We start from the raw sequence: 19545 nt of genomic DNA, 5'->3' as shown, positions 1-19545 counted from the left end.
CGGCTAGAGCGGCCTGCATTGCCCGCGTGCACGTAAATTGACTTAATCCCGACGTTATCGCATTTTGCAAATAGTATATTTTCATCGCAAATAATGGTACCTCGGCGCGGCATGACCTAGAGTTTCCCGAAGAGGCACCAACAACCGGAGGAACGCAGTGAGTGCAAATCGATCCATCATTCAAACGATTTCAGCGACTGTGTTCCTGGCGGCATCACTCTTGAGCCAGGCTCAGGCACAGTCCGATGCTGACAGCTATCCGCGTCGCAATGTTTCGATCACTGTGCCGTACCAAGCAGGCGGTATAGCCGATTCGATTACAAGGAAGATCGGCGAAAAACTTCATCAGCGGATGAACCGCGCTGTGATAGTCGAAAATCGACCGGGGGCATCGGGATCAATTGGTTCGACCTTTGTCTACCGTGCGCAACCGGACGGGTACACTCTTCTAAGTTCACCCAGCTCCCCGATTATCGTCAATCAGTTCATTCAGAAGTCCATCGCATATGAGCCCGAAAGGTTTCGCTCAATTGCTCTCTTGGCGGTCGCGCCGCTCGTATTGACGGTACGGGCTGATTTTCCCGCCCGGGACATGAAAGAGTTTGTCTCGTACGTAAATGCCAACGCGGAAAAAATCGGTTATGCCTCGAATGGCATCGGCGGAAACGCTCATATCGGCACCCTCTTGCTCATGAAGGCCGCCGGCATAACTGGACCTGTTCATATTCCCTATAACGGCGCGTCGCCGGCACTGCTGGCTGTGCTCTCGGGCGACGCTCAGTTTTATATTGACAGTATGTCTTCTACTTTGCCGTTCGTTCGAGAGGGTAAAATGCGCGTTTTGGCCGTCGGCTCCAGGGAGCGCTCTCCCTCCTTACCGGATGTCCCGACTTTCGAGGAGGCGGGCTACAGGGGCCTCGTCCTAACCACCTGGTTTGGATTGTTCGCGCCGCCGAATACATCATCTGCACTCGTGGAAAAGCTCAATCAGTCCGTAAATGAAGCACTACAAGATCAAGACATCGTCAATCAATACGCTGAATTGGGCCTTCAGGTCGTCAGAATGACGCCAAGCCAAATGGAAGCGACGGTCGCAGCTGACCGGGCCAAGTGGCGAGTGGCAATTGAAGAGGCCAACGTCTCTGGAAACTAGGTCTCACCAAGTTTCTCTATCAGAGCGCTTGCGAAAGCGAACCAACATACGACTGAAACAATTGACCGATCGAGTATTTGTGGCGGCTCTCCAGAAACACCCGAATGAATGCTTCTCCTGAAATGTCGATACCGCATATGGAGACTGATGTCCTGGTCATCGGCTACGGCTTTGCAGGAGCCGTAGCTGCAATTACTGCTCACGATTGCGGCGCGAAGGTCGTGATTGTTGAGAAGATGCCGAGAGCAGGTGGCAATTCGTGCTATAGCGCGGGCAATTTTGGCGTCGTTCGCCCCCGCGCCTCCGCTGCATTCGCCCAATATCTCGACCGTCTAAACCTTGGCATGACACCGTACGATGTCTTCGAGGCCTATGCCCAGGGTTCAGAACAACTCGAAAAATGGTTTTCTGCGCTTGGTGGTGAATTGGTGCCTCGTATCAGCGCGTTGGCGAATACATTTCCAGGTGTCGTCGAAGGTCCTGCCTTTCCAAAGATCGCGCCATCCCGCAAGATGTTCGATATCCGCATCGCCAAGGGGCCGGCGGAATTACCACCCGCCCTTCGCATGTGGGATTTTCTATCGCGCAATGTGAGCAAGCGAGGTATCGAGATCCAGCTGAGTTGCAGAGCGCGCGAACTGACACGCGCTGCGGATGGCGCAATTGTCGGAGCAGTTGTCGAGCACAACGGACAACTCCGAAGAATTTCCGCCAATCGCGCGGTGGTTCTAACATGTGGCGGATTTGAAAATGCGCCTGAACTGCTGAATAACTTCGTGGCGTCCAAACCCATCATGTTCGCTGGTAGCCCGGGAAACACGGGAGATGGTGTGAAAATGGCTCAACTTGTCGGCGCCGACCTTTGGCACATGGCGCAGACTGCAACGTTGATTGGCTACAAAGCCGCTGAATATGATGCGGCGTTCTGCATTTTCTTCCGCGCTCCCGGCTTCATCTATGTAGATAAGTACGGAGAACGCTACATAGATGAGACCGCAATCGAGTTGCATGACTTCGATCGCGTCTTTTCCCATTTCGATCCGGTTAACATCGAATATCCGCGTATCCCGAGTTGGGCGATCTTCAACGAGAGGACTCTGAAAGCAGGACCGCTAACCTGGTCGATCGCTGGATACAATCGGGATAAATATCAATGGAGCGCGGACAATCAGGCCGAGATTGATAGAGGCTGGATCGTCAAGGCCGCAACACTTGATCTTTTGGCAGAACGGCTTGGCCTTCGTTCAGAAACCCTCAAGCACACCTTCTACACCTACAACACCGCGTGTGAGACTGGAAAAGATTCCGTATTCGACAGGGAGCCCACCTCGCTTGAACTGCTTAGGCCTCCATATTATGCGATTCCCTTGCATCCCGTGATGGTCAATACCCAAGGCGGGCCGAAACGCGACGCAAGGGCCCGAGTCATCGATCCCAACAACAACCCAATACCCCGGCTATATGCAGCTGGCGAACTTGGCTCGATCTGGGGACCGCTCTATGATGGTGCGGGGAACCTCACGGAATGCTTGGTATTCGGACGCATCGCTGGTCAGAATGCTTCGGGCGAAACGCCGTACGACAGCTAGCAAAGCGGATAGAGGGTAATTTGGCTAGCTAGGCCGGTTGAAAAAATGCTTGCGGCTTGACTTATTGCAGAGCGCTTATCGTCTCTTCCTGGCTGGAGAGCACGTCCCTGCGTTTGCGACGAAACGATCGCCACACGCAGAATGTAATCGTCGATGCCCGCAATCGGGGGCGTGATGATGACGGCAGGCCCGGGCGCTCGGCTCCGCGAAGCGGGAGAAACAGCCCCCTCAATCCAGGAGCGCGTTCGATCTTTTTCATTCGAATGGTCCAGCCATCATTTTGACGACAGATTTCCGCCCTTCGGCTTGTCCAGCGGAGCGGCTCGCTTGTCGAGGAATGCGCGCAGCCGGTCCAGCGATTCCGGGGGTTTGGTCATCGCGGAATTCATATATTCCATGAACAATCCATCGTCGTGCGACATGTCGTTGATGCGTGGAAGCACGTTGGTAATCTGCCAGTTCGTCTGGGGCACGTTCTGCGCGATCTTCCCGGCGAGCTCCTTGGCCTTCGCGAGCGCTTCGCCTTGCGTCACGATATACTGGACGAGTTTTGCCTGCCGCCCTTCCTCGGCCGACAACAGCCGTCCCGTCAGCATCATGTCTGCCATGGTCTCATATCCGACGATCCGTTGAATCCGAACCGAGCCGCCTCCGCCCACGAAAATTCCGCGCTGACCTTCCGGCAACCCAAAAAAAGCGGTGTCGTCGGCAACGCGGATATGTGCGGCTGCCGCGAGCTCTAGCCCTCCCCCAATCACGGCACCTTGCACAGCCGCAACGAAGGGAATCGTGCCCCGCGAGATTAGATCGAAAGTCGTGTGCCAGGAGTGCGGGCGCCGCTTGCGCGGACGCTGAGCTTCTGGCGCTATTCGCTCGGCTAACTCTGCCAAATCAAGGCCGGCCGAAAAATTCTGACCATGCCCGAACAAAACGCCGGCATCAGCTTCGTCTCCGGCTCGAAGCACGGCGTCGCGAAGTTCAGTAATGACAGCTTCGCTAATGGCGTTGCGCTTGTCAGCCCGATTGAGGCCGATGAGGGCGACCTTCCCTTCGACGTCGTATGTGATCAATCCCGTGGACATTCGTGTTGCCTCCCTCTTAGTTCGTCACGACGAGCGCATCGAGAGCGACCGCTCCCTGCCCCTTCCCGTAGACCATCAAAGGGTTGACATCGATCTCAGCGATTTCCGGATGCGTCAGCATCAAGCGTCCGATTGCCATCGCGGCCTTTGCAACGGCCTCGCGGTCCACGGGCGGAATGTTGCGAAAACCATAAAGCAGCTTCGCCGTCTTCAATTTATCAAGCTCGCAGAGAATTTCGGATTCCGTCGCATCGGGCGCAAGCAATCGTACGTCCTGTAGAGCCTCGACCAGCACTCCGCCGAGTCCGACAAGCACCACCGTCCCCCATTGCGGATCTCGTCGCGCACCGACAACGAGTTCGAGGCCGCGCGGCGACATGGTCTCGACGAGGACGCCGTCGAGCTGCAGACCAGGTTTCGCGCGCTGAACGTTATCGTGCAGGTCTTTCCAGGCGACGCGGACATTATCGCTATCCTCAAGATTCAGGATGACGCCCCCCGCTTCGGTCTTGTGAGCGAGAGCGCCAGCTTGAGCCTTGAGCACGACCGGAAAGCCGATCCGGTTTGCGATCTCGAGCGCTTGTTCCACTGTCGTGGCTAGATCGCCCTGCGGCACCGATATCCCTGCCGCGCTGAGTACCTTTTTCCCAAGCCATTCGGGTTGCGTTCCCGAAGTCATCCCGTGCATCTCGTCGAACGGGATCGCCCGAGGCGTCGGAGCCAGGTCAGAATGATTGCCGTAAGCAACGACCTTGGCCATTGCTCGCAGTGTCCGATCCGAGGAACGCGACAATACGACCTTGTTCTCGCGTGCGGTGTCCATGAACTCCGGCGGCAGCGTCGAGGAGTCACCCAGCATCGCAAGCATGACAGGCTTGTCGCTCTTGCTTTTGGCGGCAACGATCTTTTGGATAAACGTGTTGGCGTTGGCCGGAGCCGCGGGCGGAATCGAAATCGCCACGCCTCCGATCGCCGGATCACTCAGCAACGCCTCGACGCCGATCTGGACAAGTTCGGGCTGCCAAAGCGGCTGCGTCCCCAGATCAAGCGGATTCTTCGGTGGAATAAAGGCCGGAACCTGCGGCTTGAGTGCCGCTTCAATCTCAGGAGACAGTGATGGTACCTCAACACCAAGGTCTTCGCAGATATCATGGGCGATGCTGCAGAATGCGCCTGAGAAGGACACGATCCCGAGCCCTCCCTTTTGCGGTTTCGGATAGCGTGACAGGATTTCGCTGACGTCCAGGAGTTCATCCATGGTTTCGACGAGGATAACGCCGGCGCGTTCCACTTTGGAACGCATGACGGCATAGTTACCGGCGAGAGCGCCGGTGTGGGATTTTGCCGCCTCCTGTGCACGCACTCCACGCCCGGTGTGCAACATGACGATTGGCTTGCCATGTGCACGCGCTTCCTGCGCCGCCTGCAGGAAGGATCCCGCATGGCGCACCGATTCAGCGTAGATCGTGATGACCCGAGTGGCCTCGTCGTGGATGAGATAGCGAACGAAATCCCCAAGTCCGAGATCCGCCTCATTTCCAGTTGCAATCGAATAGGTCACAGCCACTGAGCGTGACAGCAGCGCCAATCGTAAATGACCGACAAGACCGCCACTCTGGGCAACCAAAGCCACACCGTCGCTGGTACCGGGTGCGACACGAGGAAGTTTGGTGACGCCCGTGAAGCTAACCAAAAAGCCGTTGACGTAGTTGTTGTAGCCGAGGCAGTTGGGACCAATAACGCCGATCCCGCTGTCACGGGCCAACTGTCCGATCTTTTCTTGCTCGCCGCGCTCTTTATCGCCGAGTTCCGCGAAGCCGCCCGCAAAGACGACAGCTGAGCCTACCTTGCGCGAAATGCAACCTTGAAGCGCCTCGCTCACACCGGCCGCCGGCACAGACAGCACTGCAACGTCCAGATGTTCCGGAAGATCAGCGATGTCTGCATGAATCGAAAGACCGTCGACTTCGCCGGCACTGCGGCCAACCAGGTGGATGTCGCCGGTGAACCCATTCGCCCGGATGTTTTGAAGAACCAGATGCCCGACGGTATTGGGCTTGGTCGACATGCCGATGATCGCGACAGACTTCGGCTGCATCATGCGCTTCAGCACCGCGTTGCGGCTGGTGCCTTGCAGGTCGCTAGGTCCGGACATTCCCACGAGTTACTCTCCTGATTTCTTTTCCAAAACTAGAACTGGCAACAGCTACAGCGCGCTTCCTAGACTGCGGCTGGTTGCAAGATGCCTTTCCTCGCTCTTGGTATTGCGAATACGCAGACGGTGCCAAGCAAGATGCTGCCGGCGACAAAGACGAGACCGGCAGCAAAAGTCCCGGTGTAGTCCTTGAGCCAGCCGACGGCGATCGGACCGACCGTCGTACCAAGCATTCCGATGGTGTTGATCATCGCGATGCCAATCGGCCTCGCCTCGGTGGACAGGAAAGTTGCGGGCAACGTCCAGAAAATTCCTTGGGCGGAAAATGTTCCAACTGCGCAGAACACTAACCCGATGAGCCTACCGGTCGGATTATCGAGCAGTGCGACGCAGAGCCAGCCCAAGGCTGCAAGACTCATGGGAAGCACGATGTGCCATCGCCGTTCCCGATGGCGATCGGAATGCTTTCCCCAGAACGACATTGTCAAGATGGCCGCGAACGGTGGAATTGCCGCGATCAATCCGATGGTTGCGAAACTTCCATCACGCACAACAGCGCGCACGATCTGCGGCACCCACGTCGAGTTCGTGATCAATGACACGACGAGACCAAGATATGTAAATGCAAGGAGCAGAACCGGCAGGCTCATGAGCTCGCGGAAAATCCCGCCTTGCGAAGCGACCGAACGCGATTTTTGGATATTTGTCTCGTCACGTGCGAGCGCCCGTAGCAACACCTCTCGCTCGCACGGCGACAACCATTTCGCAGTTTCGGGCCGGTCGGCAAGATAGAAATAGGCGATGACGCCGAGGACGACTGCGGGCAATCCTTCGAGCAGGAACAGCCATTTCCACCCGGCTAGGCCGAGGAAGCCGTGCATATCGAGAATCAGTCCGGACAAGGATGAGCCGAACATGATGGTAATCGGCTGCGCCATGATGAAAAAAGCGGTGGCACGCGCGCGATAGGAAGAGGGAAACCAATATGTCAGGTAGAGCAGGATGCCCGGCATGAACCCAGCCTCGGCCAGACCGGTCAACGCGCGCAAGGCATAGAGGCTGTAGGGACCGGTCGCAAACATCGTCGCGGCGGACGCCAGGCCCCAGGTAATCATGATCCGGGGTATCCATATCCGGGCACCGAACCTCGGCATCATCATATTGCTGGGGATTTCCGCGGCGATGTACGCAACATAAAAGATGCTGCTCGCCAGCCCAAACATCGTCGCCGTGAGATTGAGGTCCCTGTTCATCGCCAGAGCAGCGAAGCTGATATTGATGCGATCAAGATATGAGCAGATGAAAAGCAGGATCAGAAACCACACCAGCCGCCGGTAAACTTTGCGGACAACTGCATCCTCGTCCGCGGAAAATTCCGTAGCCACCTTCACTTCACGTACGTTGCCCATCGTGGCCGTTCCAAACCCTGCGTTTCGACTGAACGACTCGTGGTGAGCGATCGTCACATATTGTTCTAAGTGAGCCGGCGGTTCCCGCGGCCATCGGCGGCAAACAAGCTTACTCTCATTATTTGCATCGCGAGTTGCTTATTTGACACCGATCATTAGTCATCGAGAACAAGATGCATCTTGTCAAGCGCGTGTTTGCCAAGTTGGCTCCAAATGCTGCCCGGAGCGATGAATCTGCCCATCAGCAGGTCCGCCAGAACGAAAATGCCGAAGCGTCGTCTACCCGCTGTCGGGATTTCTACCGTCCACATCATCGGAACATGGCAGGGCTTCCTTGCATCAGCCGACGATGCCGGCCTCGCGCAGCTTGTGTATATCGTCGGCACTGAGACCGAGCTCCGATTGGAGGACCGCCTCGCTGTCTTCCCCTAGAGCCGCGATCTTATTGCGCGCCAATGCGCGGCCCCCGGAAAATCGAAACGGTGGGTTGGTAACGCGGAAAGACCCGGCAGCATCCTCGACTTTCTCAAACGTTCCTCGATGTAAAGCCTGCGGATCGTCCAGCAGATCACTGACCGAATTATAACGCGAGCACGGCACGCCGTGACTGAGAAAGTGCTCCTCGCAGACCTTGGCCGCTCTGGTCGAAGTCCACTGCTCGACAATTTCCATGAGCTCCGGCCAATGCTGTTCCCTGATATGTTGTTTCGTGAAACGGACATCAAGTTTCAGGTCGGGCTGGTCGATTGCATCGCAGAACTGCTCAAAATTGCGCTGGCTCGTCGGGGCGATCATGAGAAATCCATCCGACGCGCGACAGGGCGTGAATAAAAAGCGACGTTTTTCCTGCGGAAACTGTGCCTCCTGCACTTCGTAGACCAGCATGCTGAGCATCGCCTCCATCATCGACACGTCGATGCTTTGGCCAACGCCGCTTTTTTCACGGTGCAACAGCGCCGACTGGATCGCCGAAAACGCATAAACTCCCCCCAGTACGTCCGCGATGAATGTCCCACAATTCAGAGGTCGCTCGAGACCATCCTGGTAGTTGAAATTGGCGACATCAAAGCCGCTTGCCGCATGTAGCACGGGCGCATATGCGGGGCGTTCCGCGTACGGCCCGGTTTGTCCGAACCCGGAAATCGAGCAATAGACCAGCCGGGCATTGGACGCGGAGAGTTCCTCGTAACCCAGGCCCAACCGTTTCATCACCCCTGGCCGAAAGTTCTCGATCACAACATCTGCCCGCCTAGAAAGGTCACGCGCCAGCTGCCGCCCCTCCCCGCTCTTCAAATCCAGTACGATGCTCTTTTTGCCACAATTCAAATTCGCAAAATATGAACTGGCCCCCTCTCTGACGGGCGGCCGGTGCCGCATCTGGTCGCCCTCGAACGTCTCGACTTTGATGACATCCGCACCGAGGTCCGCCATCAGGCGAGTGCAGAACGGACCGGCCATTACCGAAGAAAAGTCCAGCACCTTGAATTGGCCCAACAATTCGTTGGCGGACTCTCTGTTACCGTCAATCATGGCGCCTCTTCTCTCAATTCCGTCCGTGGCGCCTGTTACGCGACGAGTTGGCGGGATATGATGACGCGCTGGATCTGATTGGTACCCTCCCAGATCTGCGTTACCTTTGCGTCGCGCATCATTCGCTCGACCGGATAGTCTTTCATGTACCCGGCACCTCCGAATATCTGTACGGCATCGGAAGTCACCTTGTTCGCCATGTCGCTGGCGAAGCATTTCGCCAGCGATGCGGTATACGCAAGCTGGTCCCCGCACTCACCAGAATGGATTTTCCTGACGCATTCGTAGAGCAGCGCCCTCGCGGCCTCGATCTGCAGCGCCATATCGGCCAGCATGAATCGGATGCCCTGGAAGTCCGCGACGATCTGACCGAACGCCTTGCGCTGCTTTGCATAATCGAGAGAGACATCCAGCGCTCCCTGAGCAATGCCGAGAGCAATCGCTCCAATGCCAGGCCGATTGAAGTTCAGCACCTGCATAATGGATTTGAACGCCGCTCCTTCCTCGCCGATGCGGTTCTCCTCGGAAACCCGCATGTCCTCGAAGAAGAGTTCGACGTCCGGAATGCCTCGAAGGCCCATCGTCCTCTCGTGCTTTCCCACTTTGAATCCGGGCGTCTTGGTATCGACAAGAAACGCGCTGATGCCGTCATACCCGGTGCTTTCAGATGTCTTTGCGAGAACCAGTACATAATGCGCCAGGCTTCCCATCGTGATGAAACACTTTTGGCCATTGATGACGTATGAGCTTCCGTCGCGCCTCGCTCTGGTTCGCATGGCCCGCACATCCGATCCGCAATGCGGTTCGGTGATCGCCAAGGCCGTAAGTAACCGCCCTTTGGCGAACTCCGGCAAGAAACGCTGACGCTGGGCCTCGCTCGCCACATGCAACAATGGAAGGACAGCGCCCGCCGAGTTTTGTCCCGCAAGGATGGCCATCGCCGCGGAGCATTTGGCGATCTCTTCCTTTGCGATGCATTTCATGATGATGTTGCCGCCAGGTCCACCATACTGCTCGGGGACGAGGATCTGGAGGAGCCCCATATCGCCGAACAACTCGAGGAACCGCTCGACCGGGAAGCTGTCGTTGTCTTCGATTTGCGCGGCGATCGGAGCAACCTCCTGCCTCACCAGCTTCTGTACGGCGCTACGAAACTCCGCATATTCGTTGTAGGCATTCACTTAGGCGATCCTTTTTTGATCAAACGATGCATCGCAGGGGTTCGGTTCAACAACGACTTCGCGACTACCGCATCGCCCAGAACTCTAACGAGCTCAGCCAGGCCCCGAATTATGTCCAGCGGATAGGGTGTTGATCGGCATGGATTCGAGATGGCGGCTAGCGCCCTTGTCATCATCGATCGCAGATTTACGAAGCACGCCTATCATGACGACGCAGATCGCGGCCAGACAAGCCGGCACTACTGGCAGCAACAAAACCTGATGGGCTTTCCACCCGACAGCCAGGGCCCAACCGACGATGATTGGGCTCAGCATTGAGCCGATGCGTCCCAATCCCTGCGCGTAACCGCCTCCCGTCGCACGGATCTCAGTAGGGTAGAATTTCGCTACTAAAGCGCTCAAGGCCGACCACGTGCCGAACGCAACGATGCCGACAGCAAACGACGCAGCGTAGAGCAACGGCACATTCGTTCCGGATCCGGAGAGAACCACGCTGATCGCAGCGACTAGAGCGTAGCTGGCCGCCAAGGTTATGTGGGGACCAATCCGCTCCGAAATCGGGCCCAGGAGGAAAGAGCCTGCCAGCCCCCCCAGGCTGAAAAGTGCGGATGCGAGCAGCGAGACATCCACTGGATTGCCGTTCTCTTTCACCAGAGTAGGAAGCCAGAGGCTGAAAATATAAACCACGATCAGTTGCGCTATCATCGCAACCCAAAGAAGGATCGTGACGGGCGCTCGTCCGGCGGCGAACAAGCGAGAAAAGGACGCTTGCTTCTCCTGTCCCAAATGAGAGACGAAGCGAGTTTCGGGGCCAATAGAAAGACGTGGCGCTATGCGAAGCAGCAGCGGCCCGATGCGAGGATCTCGACCGTCCCGCGCGGCGAGAAACGTCGGCGATTCTGGTAGCAGCGCGAAGCAGATCAACGCCGTCAAAAGACTGAGCGCACCGCCGATTTCAAAGACAGCCCGCCATCCGAACATTGGAATGACTGTTTTGGCGAGAAGTCCCCCAAGGAACGCGCCGGCCGCAAGTGAGCCTATGACGACCATTACCGCCGTGCGCCGCTTCGCCTCCGGAGCGTAGTCGGCAACAATCGTCGTGATATTAGGAAATAGTCCACCGAGCCCGATGCCGGCGACGAACCTAATCCAGAGCAGGTCGTCGAGGCTTCTGGCGCTGGCGATCGCAAAGGTGCACACGCCAAAAACGATCGTAGACAGGATCACAAGTGGTCGTCGACCGTACTTGTCTCCGAGTTGCCCCATGACCATCCCGCCTATCATGAGCCCGGCAAGGCCAATTGTGAGGGCTGGTGCGAAGTCTTGGGGTCTGACCTTCCACTCGGATGCCATAGAGCTCAGCGTGTAGGTGATGGCCTGGGTGTCGTATCCATCGACGAGCGCGGCCGCGACGGCGAGAACGAACACCCTCGCCTGCAGACCACCGACCCGTGATGAATCAACAACTTGGCCAACGTCAATCGCGTCACTCATAGATATTTCCCTGGACATCAATTTTCGAATTAATTATTCGCAAAATGGATTAATGGGCGAGCGCTGTCAATCGCCGTCTGCCGCTATGCGGAACGCTCGGCCTGCCGTTCGGCAGTGATCACGCCCGGTTTCGTTGGCATGACGTTCGGTATCTTTTCGGTCGGGTGTCGCTATTCACACTCTAACTTTCGAGAGCCCCGACGGATTTCTAATCAGCGATAGCGATTTTACCTGCATCGATGATGTCACCAAAGAGCGCCCAGTGTTCGCCTGAAAATTTGACAAGCTGCATCTGCTCGATCGGATAGTGGTCGGTTGGAGACGTCTTCAGCTGGATGCCGGGCAACAGCATGTCGAGCTGGTTGATCTGGAGATTTGAGGCGACATCCATTACGCGTTCACGCGTGATATCTCGGCCTAATTCGCCTAAGATGCCGGTGAGTATCTGCGCGGTACTGTATCCGCTCACAACAGTCAGATCGTGCCGATCACCCGACGGATAATATTTATCCATGAATTCGCGCCAGCGCTTGACGCCGGCATCGTCGCTCCACTGCGGATCATCGGGATCCTTTTGCGTCGTCGCGGAAACCACGCCTTGAACATTGCTGAATCCGGCGGTCTTCATGACAGCGCCCACTGACGAGGACGCGCCAGCGAGGATCCTCAAGGCATCCCAGCCGATTTCGGCGGATTTACGCAGAGCTTGCGCACTGAACTTATTCGAAGAGAACAAGATGAAAACATCGGCACCTGATGCTTTTAGTCTAACGATCTGGGAGTCGATCGTTGGCTCGGCCGTCTCGTAGGGCGCCTCTGCGACGATCATTCTGGAAGCCCTATCTTCGAGGCCGGCCTTGAGACCCGTGAGATGATCCTTTCCGAAATCGTCGTTCTGATAGAGTACCGCGACTTTGGCGTCGGGCTTCGTTTTCAGAATATATTTCGCGTAAATCTGCCCTTCGCTCTGATAGCTCGGCCGAAAGCCCATCGTCCAGGGGCTCTTGCGATAGTCGCCGAAGATCGTCCCTCCGCTGACGACGAAAAGCAACGGCACCTTCTTGGCATTCATGTAACGCATGATCGCGACATTGGTGGGCGTACCGAAAGTGCCGTACAGCAGCAAAACCTCATCGCTCTCGATGAGCTTACGGGCTTGTTCTACCGTCTTCGAAGGACTGTAGGCGTCATCATACGAGATGACCTTGATCTTGCGGCCGTTAATGCCCCCCTCAGCATTGATCTTGTCAAAATAGGCGATCGAGGCCTGTCCGCTGACACTGTAAGATGACGCAGGTCCACTAAAGGGAAGGATGGTCCCGAGCGTGATCTGCTGCGGCGTCACACCAGGTGATTGCGCATATGCAGCCGGTGCCACCAAAATGGCTGCGAAAAGCGACGCCATCTTCACTCGAAGTCTCATGCTTCATCCCTTCAGTCTCTTTTCATTGACGTGGCAGGCGTGCTGGGTCATCCGACCATGCGACCGTGCGCGGACCAGAACGACGCCCGTATCGCCTTCTTGTCGATCTTGCCCACGGCCGTCATGGGAAGTTGCGCGACAAAGGACACTTCTTTCGGCGCGTGCAAACTTCCCTTGCGCTCTTTGACGAGCGCGACGAGTTCGGCTTCGCTAACGTCGCTGTCCGGCTTGCGGACAATGAGCGCGAAAACACTTTCGCCCCATTTTTTATCAGGCACGCCTATCACGGTAGCCATGCTGACACCCGGATGGCTGGCCAAGACATCCTCGACTTCGCGTGGGTAGATGTTGAAGCCGCCCGAAACGATCATGTCCTTCTTGCGGTCAACGATATAGAGACGGCCCTCAGCATCGGCACGCGCGATGTCGCCGGTATGCAGCCAGCCACCCGCGAGCGCCAACTCGGTCTGCTCCGGCTGACGCCAGTAGTGACTCATGACCATCGGGCTGCGCACGCAAATTTCACCCGGCTCGCCGGGAGGAACATCTTGGTTGTTGTCGTCAAGCAGCCGGATCGAACAGGCCGCGGTCGGGAAGCCACACGCCTCGAACAATTTTGGCCGCGCCCGATCGTGATCGCCCTTGCGCAGCACGGCAATCGGATAACATTCGGTCTGGCCATACAACTGGGAGAAAATCGGCCCGATTCGTTCTATGCCTTCCAGCAGGCGGCCCGGCGACATCGCCGCGGCGCCATAGAGAAGCAGTTCCAGCGAAGACACGTCGTGTTTTTCAAGCGTGGGATGATCGAGAAGACCGTAGATCATTGTCGGAACCATCAGCGTGAAATTAATTTTCTCGCGCGCGATCGTCGATAACAATACATCGGGGTCGAACCGTTCGAGCAGATGGACGGTGCCACCACGCAAAAGCGTCGGCACCACGTTGGTGCCGCTCACATGGCTGATCGGTGCAATTGCAAGATAGCGCGGCCTATGCGGCAGCTCGAACTCTGCCAGCACACTGAGCGTCACCGCGACCGAACCGGCGTTTGAGCGCGCGACACCCTTTGGCCGCCCGGTCGTGCCGCCCGTGTAGCTGAGCATTCCGATATCCTGCGGTGAGGAAATGTCTCCGAGCCGCGCAGTGCCGGCGCTCTCGACCAGTTTGAGCGCGTTCTTTCCGTATGGCGCCTCGCCGAGCGTGAGGATGATGATGCCAGGCAGCAACTCCGCTAGTTCTACGCCCCGCGCGAGATAATTGGTGCTGTCGAGGATGAGTACCGAGACTTCCGCATCCTCGAGCTGAAAGCGATGAGCGTCGGTGGAACCCATTGAATGAAGCGATGTGACCGCAGCGCCAAGTCCCTGCGCTGCGACACCAAAACACCACGAATCGACGCGATTGGCGGTCAGCAGTGCGACCTTGCTGCCGGTCTTTATTCCATTTCCCGCGAGTACCCGCTGTGCGCGCGAGATGAAATCCAGCGTCGCCGTCCCGGTCCATTGTACGGTCCGGGTCTTGAAAGCCATGTGATCGCCGCAAAATGTGAGCGCGCGCGCTGTCAGTGAAAAAATTGTGGGTAATGCTTGAATCGACATGTCAGAGCTCGTCCTGATTGAAGTGTGTTCGGGACGACGACACCGGACGACCTTTCTCAGGAAGGCGGCGGGTTGCCTGTCGCGCGGCGGCATATTCCTCGAATGTCTGCCCGATCAATTCGTGTACGGTCGGGATTGAGCTAACGCCCGAAACCGAATGTCCTGCGCTACAGGCGTCGTGCCCGCGCTTGACACCGGACGTCGCGTTGCGGCCGTAAAGCTCGTTGGCGCGCTCATTTATGTCAGTGGGTAGATTTTTATTGTCGAGACCGGCCGCAACAATTGATGGGATAAGTGTATTGGTCTCAAGGCCGGTAAGCGCTTTCGACAACAAAACGTCGTCGAGCAGCGAGGATACGAGCATGGCCTTATATTCCTCCGACGCCATGCTCTCTATCGTCGCAATGAACTTCGTTCCCATATAGCAAAGGTCGCAACCCAATACCTCAGCGGCAAATACCGCGCTTCCGTCCGGAATCCCTCCGGCCAGCACGATGGGCCCGTCGTAGAACGATCGCACGGCGCTAACAAAGGCAACGCCGTTGGCCCAGCCGGTCTGCCGGCCCCTGTCCGCGGAGAACAGGACCAGGCCATCGACGCCGGCGGCGATGGCCTTTCTCGCGTGGCGGACCGACGCAACATCCGCAAATAACAGGCATCCGGCTTCATGTAGCGGCCCGACTACCGCGTCGGGGGCCCCCACGCTTGTGATCACCATCTCGCACCGATGACGCACCACGGCAGCAACATCAGCCCACAGCGACTCTCGGCGAATGATCAGATTGGGGCAGAACGGCGCATCCTGCGGCCGCAGTGCCGACTTTATGATGCGGATCCATTGGTCGAACTCGTGAGGCGTTCGACAGTTTGTGCTGGGAAACGAGCCGACTACACCGGCACGGCAAGCCGCAATGACGAGGTCCAGACCTGACACACGATACATCGGCGCTGAGATCAGAGGTATCTTCAGCCGGGGTTTGATATCGGAAAATGAAGTCATCATGCCCGAACGTTCGGCGCGGGCGCGGGATACTTGTGACCGAAACTCGCGACCGCCTTGTCGTAATCCTCCCGCATGGTCGCAACGACCCGCGCCACCGCCGGGGCATCCTTGATGCCGCCGATGCCCTGCCCCGCGCTCCAGATATCCTTCCAGGCTTTCGCTTTGGTGTTGCCGCCCGAGCCGAAATTCATCTTCGATTTGTCGGACTGAGGCAGATTGGCCGGATCGAGCCCGGCGGCGACCAGCGAGGGCCCCAGATAGTTGCCATGAACGCCGGTAATCAGATTGGTGTAGACGATGTCGCTCGCTGCATGATCGATCAACATCTGCTTATGGACGGACGTTGCATTCGCTTCTTCGGTGGCGATGAATCGCGTTCCGATATAGGCCATGTCCGCACCCAGCATTTGCGCCGACGCGATGCCGTGACCATCGGAAATTGCGCCCGACAGAAGAACGGTCTTGTCGAACCACTGGCGAATTTCTCGCAACAGCGCGAAAGGCGAATGGGTGCCGGCATGGCCGCCCGCCCCGGCACAGACCAGGATGAGACCATCGACGCCCATCGCCGCTGCCCGACGGGCGTGCTGGATGTTGGTGACGTCGTGAAACACCAGCCCGCCATAGGAATGCGTGGCATCGACGATCCACTGCGGCAGTTGAAGGCTCGTGATGACGATCGGGACGCGATGCCGCACACAGACCGCCATGTCCACTTCCAGGCGATCATTGGAGGGATGGCAAATCTGGTTTACCGCGAACGGCGCGACCGGCAGAAGTGGGTTTTGGAGGGCGTATTCTGTAACCTCTTCCTTGATCCGAACCAGCCAGTCGTCGAGCATTTCGGCAGGCCTCGCATTCAAGGCCGGGAATGATCCCACGATTCCCGCTTTGCATTGTGCGGCCACCAGTTCGGGGCCGGACACGATGAACAGCGGCGAAGCAACAACGGGAAGCGACAGCCGACCATGGAGAAGCTCGGGAAGAGACATCGGGAGTTCCTTTGCATCAAGGAGCTGACCCTAGCGTTTCCTCACGGCGCCGTGTTTACCAGATCTGGAATCTCGTAACTCCAGAGTTGGATCATGACCGAGAAGAATGGCGGCATCGCGTCTCGCGCAATTTGCGATAAAATTCAGAACGGCGCGGACCTGAGGCGCATCGGCAAGATCAGGATGCGACAACAGCCACAGATCCGCAGCGCGATGCAATTTGACGGGAAGTATGCGCACCAGATTCGGCTCTTGATCCGCGGTGATGCAGAGCAAGGGCGCGAGTCCCAGGCCGGCCTTGGCGGCAGCGACAACGTCGGTGTGGGACGAGCATTGAAGTACCCGCCGAGACGTCCCTGCGACGCTGTTGAACCAGCTCATTAGCGGGATATCGGCGATCATGCCTATAGAGCTATGCCTCTCCCATTCTGCGCGGGATGCCGGAAGGCCATGGTCACGCGCATAGGATCGCGCGCAGTAAATTGCCACGCCGACCCGGCCGATGCGACGGCCGACCAGGTTTTCTTCACCCGGCCCAAACAACCGCAGAACGATATCGGCTTCCCGGCGGCGCACGCTTGCGGGCCAGCCGCTAACGCGAATTTCAAGATTCAGGCTGGGAAACTCCTCGTAGAAGGAGGTGAGGTGCCCAAGCAACCACGGGCCGGACAAAACCTCATTTATCGAGATGCGGACCACACCTGCCGGCGTATGCTTGGCCTCGGCCATTGCCGTCTCGACCTTGTTCGCGATGTCCCCCATGCTTTCGATGCGCGCGCGTAATTGCTCGCCCGCAGGTGTGAGTGAATGACCAACGCGGCTGCGTGCCAGCAATTTAAGGCCGAGGCCATCCTCAAGCTCCGCAACGCGTCGGCTCACCGTCTGGGCGCTCAGCTTGAGACGCTTGCTGGCGGTCAACAAGCTTCCGGCATCCGCGACTGCCAGGAAAATTCGATAGAGATCCCAATCCATCATTTCACTGAGGCACCATAATTGTCACGGCCAGGGACGGTCTAATTATTTGCTATGCGAATTCAGAACCCATTGTTTGATAGGGATCTCCTCTATTTGGACGGATCTGTGAGTGAAATTCTTCTATTTCCCCCTCGAGATACATTCGCATCGCAAATAAAGCATCTGTTTTGTCTTTTATGAACTTAACGAGACTTTTAGCAAAACGTCGGAGATTGGCTGGCGAAAACTCACCGTAAGGCATTTGGGTTTCATGAACATCATCAACATGATCAGAATACGGACGAAGTTGCTGTTAGTCCTGCTCCTGACAGCGGGATCTCTGGCCGCCGCCATCGGTGCTTCGACTTCCATCCTCCATCAGCGAATGATGCAGGACCGCATCGCTAAACTGCGTGCGGTCGTCGAGGTTGCTTCGGAACTGGCCCGGTATCTCGATGGAGAAGTCAAAGCTGGAAAGCTAACGCGAGAAGTGGCAATTGACCGTTTCAAGAGCGACACTCGAGCCATGTGGTACGATGATCATCGCAGCTATATCACCGTTGGCGGTCTTGACGGCCTCTGGTTGATGAACGCGGCGGTGCCTAAGGTCGACGGTACCCATGGAACAAAGATGCCCAATGGAAGATATATTCTCGATGATCTCATCGATGTCGTACGAAATCGCGATGAGGGAATGTCGCTGTATGATTATCCTAAGCCCGGCGGCACCGAAGCACTGCCGAAGTTGACCTTCATCAAGAAGTTTGCTCCTTGGAATTTGATCATCGCGACCGGTGTCTGGGTGGATGACATCGATGCAGATTACCACGCTGCTCTGTTCCGATTGGCGGGATTCGGCCTCGTTCTTCTCCTGATCTCGGGCGGCGCGATCCTTTTTCTGAACCGAAACATCAGCCGATCACTGATAAGTCTGAGGGATAAAATGGCGCGCCTGGTCGGTGGCGATCATTCGGTCGACATCAGCGAAGCCGACCGTAGGGACGAGATCGGCGACATGGCGAAAGCGGTGCAAGTCTTCAAGAGCAACGCCGTCGCGATGCAAGATCTTCAGGCCGAGCAAGCGGAGATCGCCGATCGCGCCGAATGGCAGAAGAAGCAAGCTCTGCGGGAAATGGCGGACGGATTCGAAGCTCGAATCGGCAGCATCGTTGGTGCGGTATCGGACGCCGCAGCAGCGATGCAAAACACCGCTAAGGCGATGTCGGTCAATGCCGAAGGAACCCAGCAGCGCACCAGCGCTGTAGCTGCCGGCGCCGAGGAATCCAACGTCAATGTCCAGACCGTTGCCGCCGCCTCCGAAGAGCTGGCGGCGTCGATCTTCGAAATTGGCCGACAGGTGACGCAAGCCTCCGTGGTGGCCCGCAAGGCCAAAGAGGAGAGCGACAAGACCAATGCCAGCGTGTCCAGCCTTGCCGGCGCGGCACAGAAGATCGGCGAAGTGGTCGCCTTCATCACCCAGATCGCCAGTCAGACCAATCTTCTGGCGCTGAACGCGACCATCGAGGCTGCGCGCGCCGGGGACGCCGGCCGCGGGTTTGCGGTGGTCGCATCGGAGGTCAAATCGCTGGCCACGCAGACCTCAAACGCGACCGACGACATTCGCGCGCAGATCGAGGCCATTCAGGCCGAGACAGCGGAAGCCGTAAATGCGATCCAGCGCATTTCGGCTACCATCGTCGAGGTCAACGAGATCTCCACGACGATCGCATCGGCAATGGAGGAGCAAGCGGCCGCCACGAAGGAGATCACTCGCAACGTCCAGGAAGCCGCCGATTCTGCCAAGCACGTCTCTGAAAATATCAATGGCGTCAGCACGGCGGTCGAAGGGACCGGACGGGCGGCGTCGGATCTCCTCGGCGAGGCTGACAAGCTTGCGAGTCAGGCCGACACGCTGCAGGCCGAGACCCGTGACTTCGTAGCGACTGTGCGGGCAGCTTAAGGGCCTATTTATAGCTGGC

Annotated in this window: 14 protein-coding genes; 3 read left to right on the top strand and 11 right to left on the bottom strand. The window is 57.4% G+C overall.

All coding sequences use genetic code 11. The features are described from left to right. Window positions 1–157: 157 nt before the first annotated feature. On the top strand, window positions 158–1153 hold the full coding sequence (locus tag UB31_RS28335; RefSeq protein ID WP_156175594.1) for a Bug family tripartite tricarboxylate transporter substrate binding protein: 996 nt from the start codon (window positions 158–160) through the stop codon (window positions 1151–1153). 104 nt (window positions 1154–1257) lie between these two features. Continuing rightward, on the top strand, window positions 1258–2742 hold the full coding sequence (locus UB31_RS28330) for an FAD-dependent oxidoreductase (protein ID WP_045013250.1): 1485 nt from the start codon (window positions 1258–1260) through the stop codon (window positions 2740–2742). A gap of 275 nt (window positions 2743–3017) precedes the next feature. On the opposite strand, the gene UB31_RS28325 is transcribed toward UB31_RS28330, so the two are convergent. The 11 genes from UB31_RS28325 to UB31_RS28275 all read right to left on the bottom strand — a co-directional run bounded on the left by UB31_RS28325 (window position 3018) and on the right by UB31_RS28275 (window position 17587). Beyond that, complete coding sequence (locus UB31_RS28325) at window positions 3018–3824, bottom strand: crotonase/enoyl-CoA hydratase family protein (RefSeq protein WP_045013249.1); 807 nt, start codon at window positions 3822–3824, stop codon at window positions 3018–3020. A gap of 16 nt (window positions 3825–3840) precedes the next feature. Next, window positions 3841–5979, bottom strand: coding sequence for an acetate--CoA ligase family protein (locus UB31_RS28320; protein WP_045013248.1), 2139 nt, complete (start codon window positions 5977–5979; stop codon window positions 3841–3843). 65 nt (window positions 5980–6044) lie between these two features. Beyond that, on the bottom strand, window positions 6045–7388 hold the full coding sequence (locus UB31_RS28315) for an MFS transporter (RefSeq protein WP_045013247.1): 1344 nt from the start codon (window positions 7386–7388) through the stop codon (window positions 6045–6047). A 339-nt stretch (window positions 7389–7727) separates the two neighbouring features. Further along, window positions 7728–8918, bottom strand: a complete 1191-nt coding sequence (locus tag UB31_RS28310) for a CaiB/BaiF CoA transferase family protein (protein WP_045013246.1) — start codon at window positions 8916–8918, stop codon at window positions 7728–7730. Window positions 8919–8953: 35 nt separating this feature from the next. Beyond that, a complete protein-coding gene (locus UB31_RS28305) occupies window positions 8954–10099 on the bottom strand; it encodes an acyl-CoA dehydrogenase family protein (RefSeq protein WP_045013245.1) in 1146 nt (381 codons plus the stop codon). Window positions 10100–10192: 93 nt separating this feature from the next. Continuing rightward, window positions 10193–11593 (bottom strand): MFS transporter, encoded by a 1401-nt coding sequence (locus tag UB31_RS28300; RefSeq protein ID WP_197090867.1) that lies wholly within the window; start codon window positions 11591–11593, stop codon window positions 10193–10195. Between the two features lie 208 nt (window positions 11594–11801). Next, window positions 11802–12998, bottom strand: a complete 1197-nt coding sequence (locus tag UB31_RS28295; RefSeq protein WP_245306093.1) for an ABC transporter substrate-binding protein — start codon at window positions 12996–12998, stop codon at window positions 11802–11804. A 65-nt stretch (window positions 12999–13063) separates the two neighbouring features. Next, window positions 13064–14617, bottom strand: a complete 1554-nt coding sequence (locus UB31_RS28290; RefSeq protein WP_050044859.1) for an AMP-binding protein — start codon at window positions 14615–14617, stop codon at window positions 13064–13066. Between the two features lies 1 nt (window position 14618). Further along, the gene (locus tag UB31_RS28285; RefSeq protein WP_045013241.1) at window positions 14619–15620 is read right to left on the bottom strand and encodes an NAD(P)H-dependent flavin oxidoreductase; all 1002 of its coding nucleotides are present in this window, start codon (window positions 15618–15620) and stop codon (window positions 14619–14621) included. Next, on the bottom strand, window positions 15617–16612 hold the full coding sequence (locus UB31_RS28280; RefSeq protein ID WP_045013240.1) for an NAD(P)H-dependent flavin oxidoreductase: 996 nt from the start codon (window positions 16610–16612) through the stop codon (window positions 15617–15619). The genes UB31_RS28285 and UB31_RS28280 overlap by 4 nt, the downstream gene beginning before the upstream one ends. 30 nt (window positions 16613–16642) lie before the next feature. Then, the gene (locus UB31_RS28275; protein WP_050044858.1) at window positions 16643–17587 is read right to left on the bottom strand and encodes a LysR family transcriptional regulator; all 945 of its coding nucleotides are present in this window, start codon (window positions 17585–17587) and stop codon (window positions 16643–16645) included. A gap of 250 nt (window positions 17588–17837) precedes the next feature. Here UB31_RS28275 and UB31_RS28270 point away from each other — a divergent pair, with 250 nt between their 5' ends. Then, window positions 17838–19526, top strand: a complete 1689-nt coding sequence (locus UB31_RS28270) for a methyl-accepting chemotaxis protein (RefSeq protein ID WP_082078654.1) — start codon at window positions 17838–17840, stop codon at window positions 19524–19526. The last annotated feature ends 19 nt before the right edge of the window (window positions 19527–19545 follow it).

This window comes from Bradyrhizobium sp. LTSP849, from assembly GCF_000938255.1.
GTDB lineage: Bacteria > Pseudomonadota > Alphaproteobacteria > Rhizobiales > Xanthobacteraceae > Bradyrhizobium.
Note: the sequence above shows the minus strand (reverse complement) of the source record. Positions and strands in the feature narration are given on the sequence as shown.

What these genes read in the sequence shown, in the direction of transcription:
- UB31_RS28325 (WP_045013249.1), bottom strand. Translation starts at nt 3,824, where the DNA reads ATGTCCACGGGATTGATCACATACGACGTCGAAGGGAAGGTCGCCCTC.
- UB31_RS28285 (WP_045013241.1), bottom strand. Translation starts at nt 15,620, where the DNA reads ATGATGACTTCATTTTCCGATATCAAACCCCGGCTGAAGATACCTCTG.
- UB31_RS28290 (WP_050044859.1), bottom strand. Translation starts at nt 14,617, where the DNA reads ATGTCGATTCAAGCATTACCCACAATTTTTTCACTGACAGCGCGCGCG.
- UB31_RS28315 (WP_045013247.1), bottom strand. Translation starts at nt 7,388, where the DNA reads ATGGGCAACGTACGTGAAGTGAAGGTGGCTACGGAATTTTCCGCGGAC.
- UB31_RS28295 (WP_245306093.1), bottom strand. Translation starts at nt 12,998, where the DNA reads ATGGCGTCGCTTTTCGCAGCCATTTTGGTGGCACCGGCTGCATATGCG.
- UB31_RS28310 (WP_045013246.1), bottom strand. Translation starts at nt 8,918, where the DNA reads ATGATTGACGGTAACAGAGAGTCCGCCAACGAATTGTTGGGCCAATTC.
- UB31_RS28320 (WP_045013248.1), bottom strand. Translation starts at nt 5,979, where the DNA reads ATGTCCGGACCTAGCGACCTGCAAGGCACCAGCCGCAACGCGGTGCTG.
- UB31_RS28300 (WP_197090867.1), bottom strand. Translation starts at nt 11,593, where the DNA reads ATGAGTGACGCGATTGACGTTGGCCAAGTTGTTGATTCATCACGGGTC.
- UB31_RS28280 (WP_045013240.1), bottom strand. Translation starts at nt 16,612, where the DNA reads ATGTCTCTTCCCGAGCTTCTCCATGGTCGGCTGTCGCTTCCCGTTGTT.
- UB31_RS28275 (WP_050044858.1), bottom strand. Translation starts at nt 17,587, where the DNA reads ATGATGGATTGGGATCTCTATCGAATTTTCCTGGCAGTCGCGGATGCC.
- UB31_RS28270 (WP_082078654.1), top strand. Translation starts at nt 17,838, where the DNA reads ATGAACATCATCAACATGATCAGAATACGGACGAAGTTGCTGTTAGTC.
- UB31_RS28330 (WP_045013250.1), top strand. Translation starts at nt 1,258, where the DNA reads ATGAATGCTTCTCCTGAAATGTCGATACCGCATATGGAGACTGATGTC.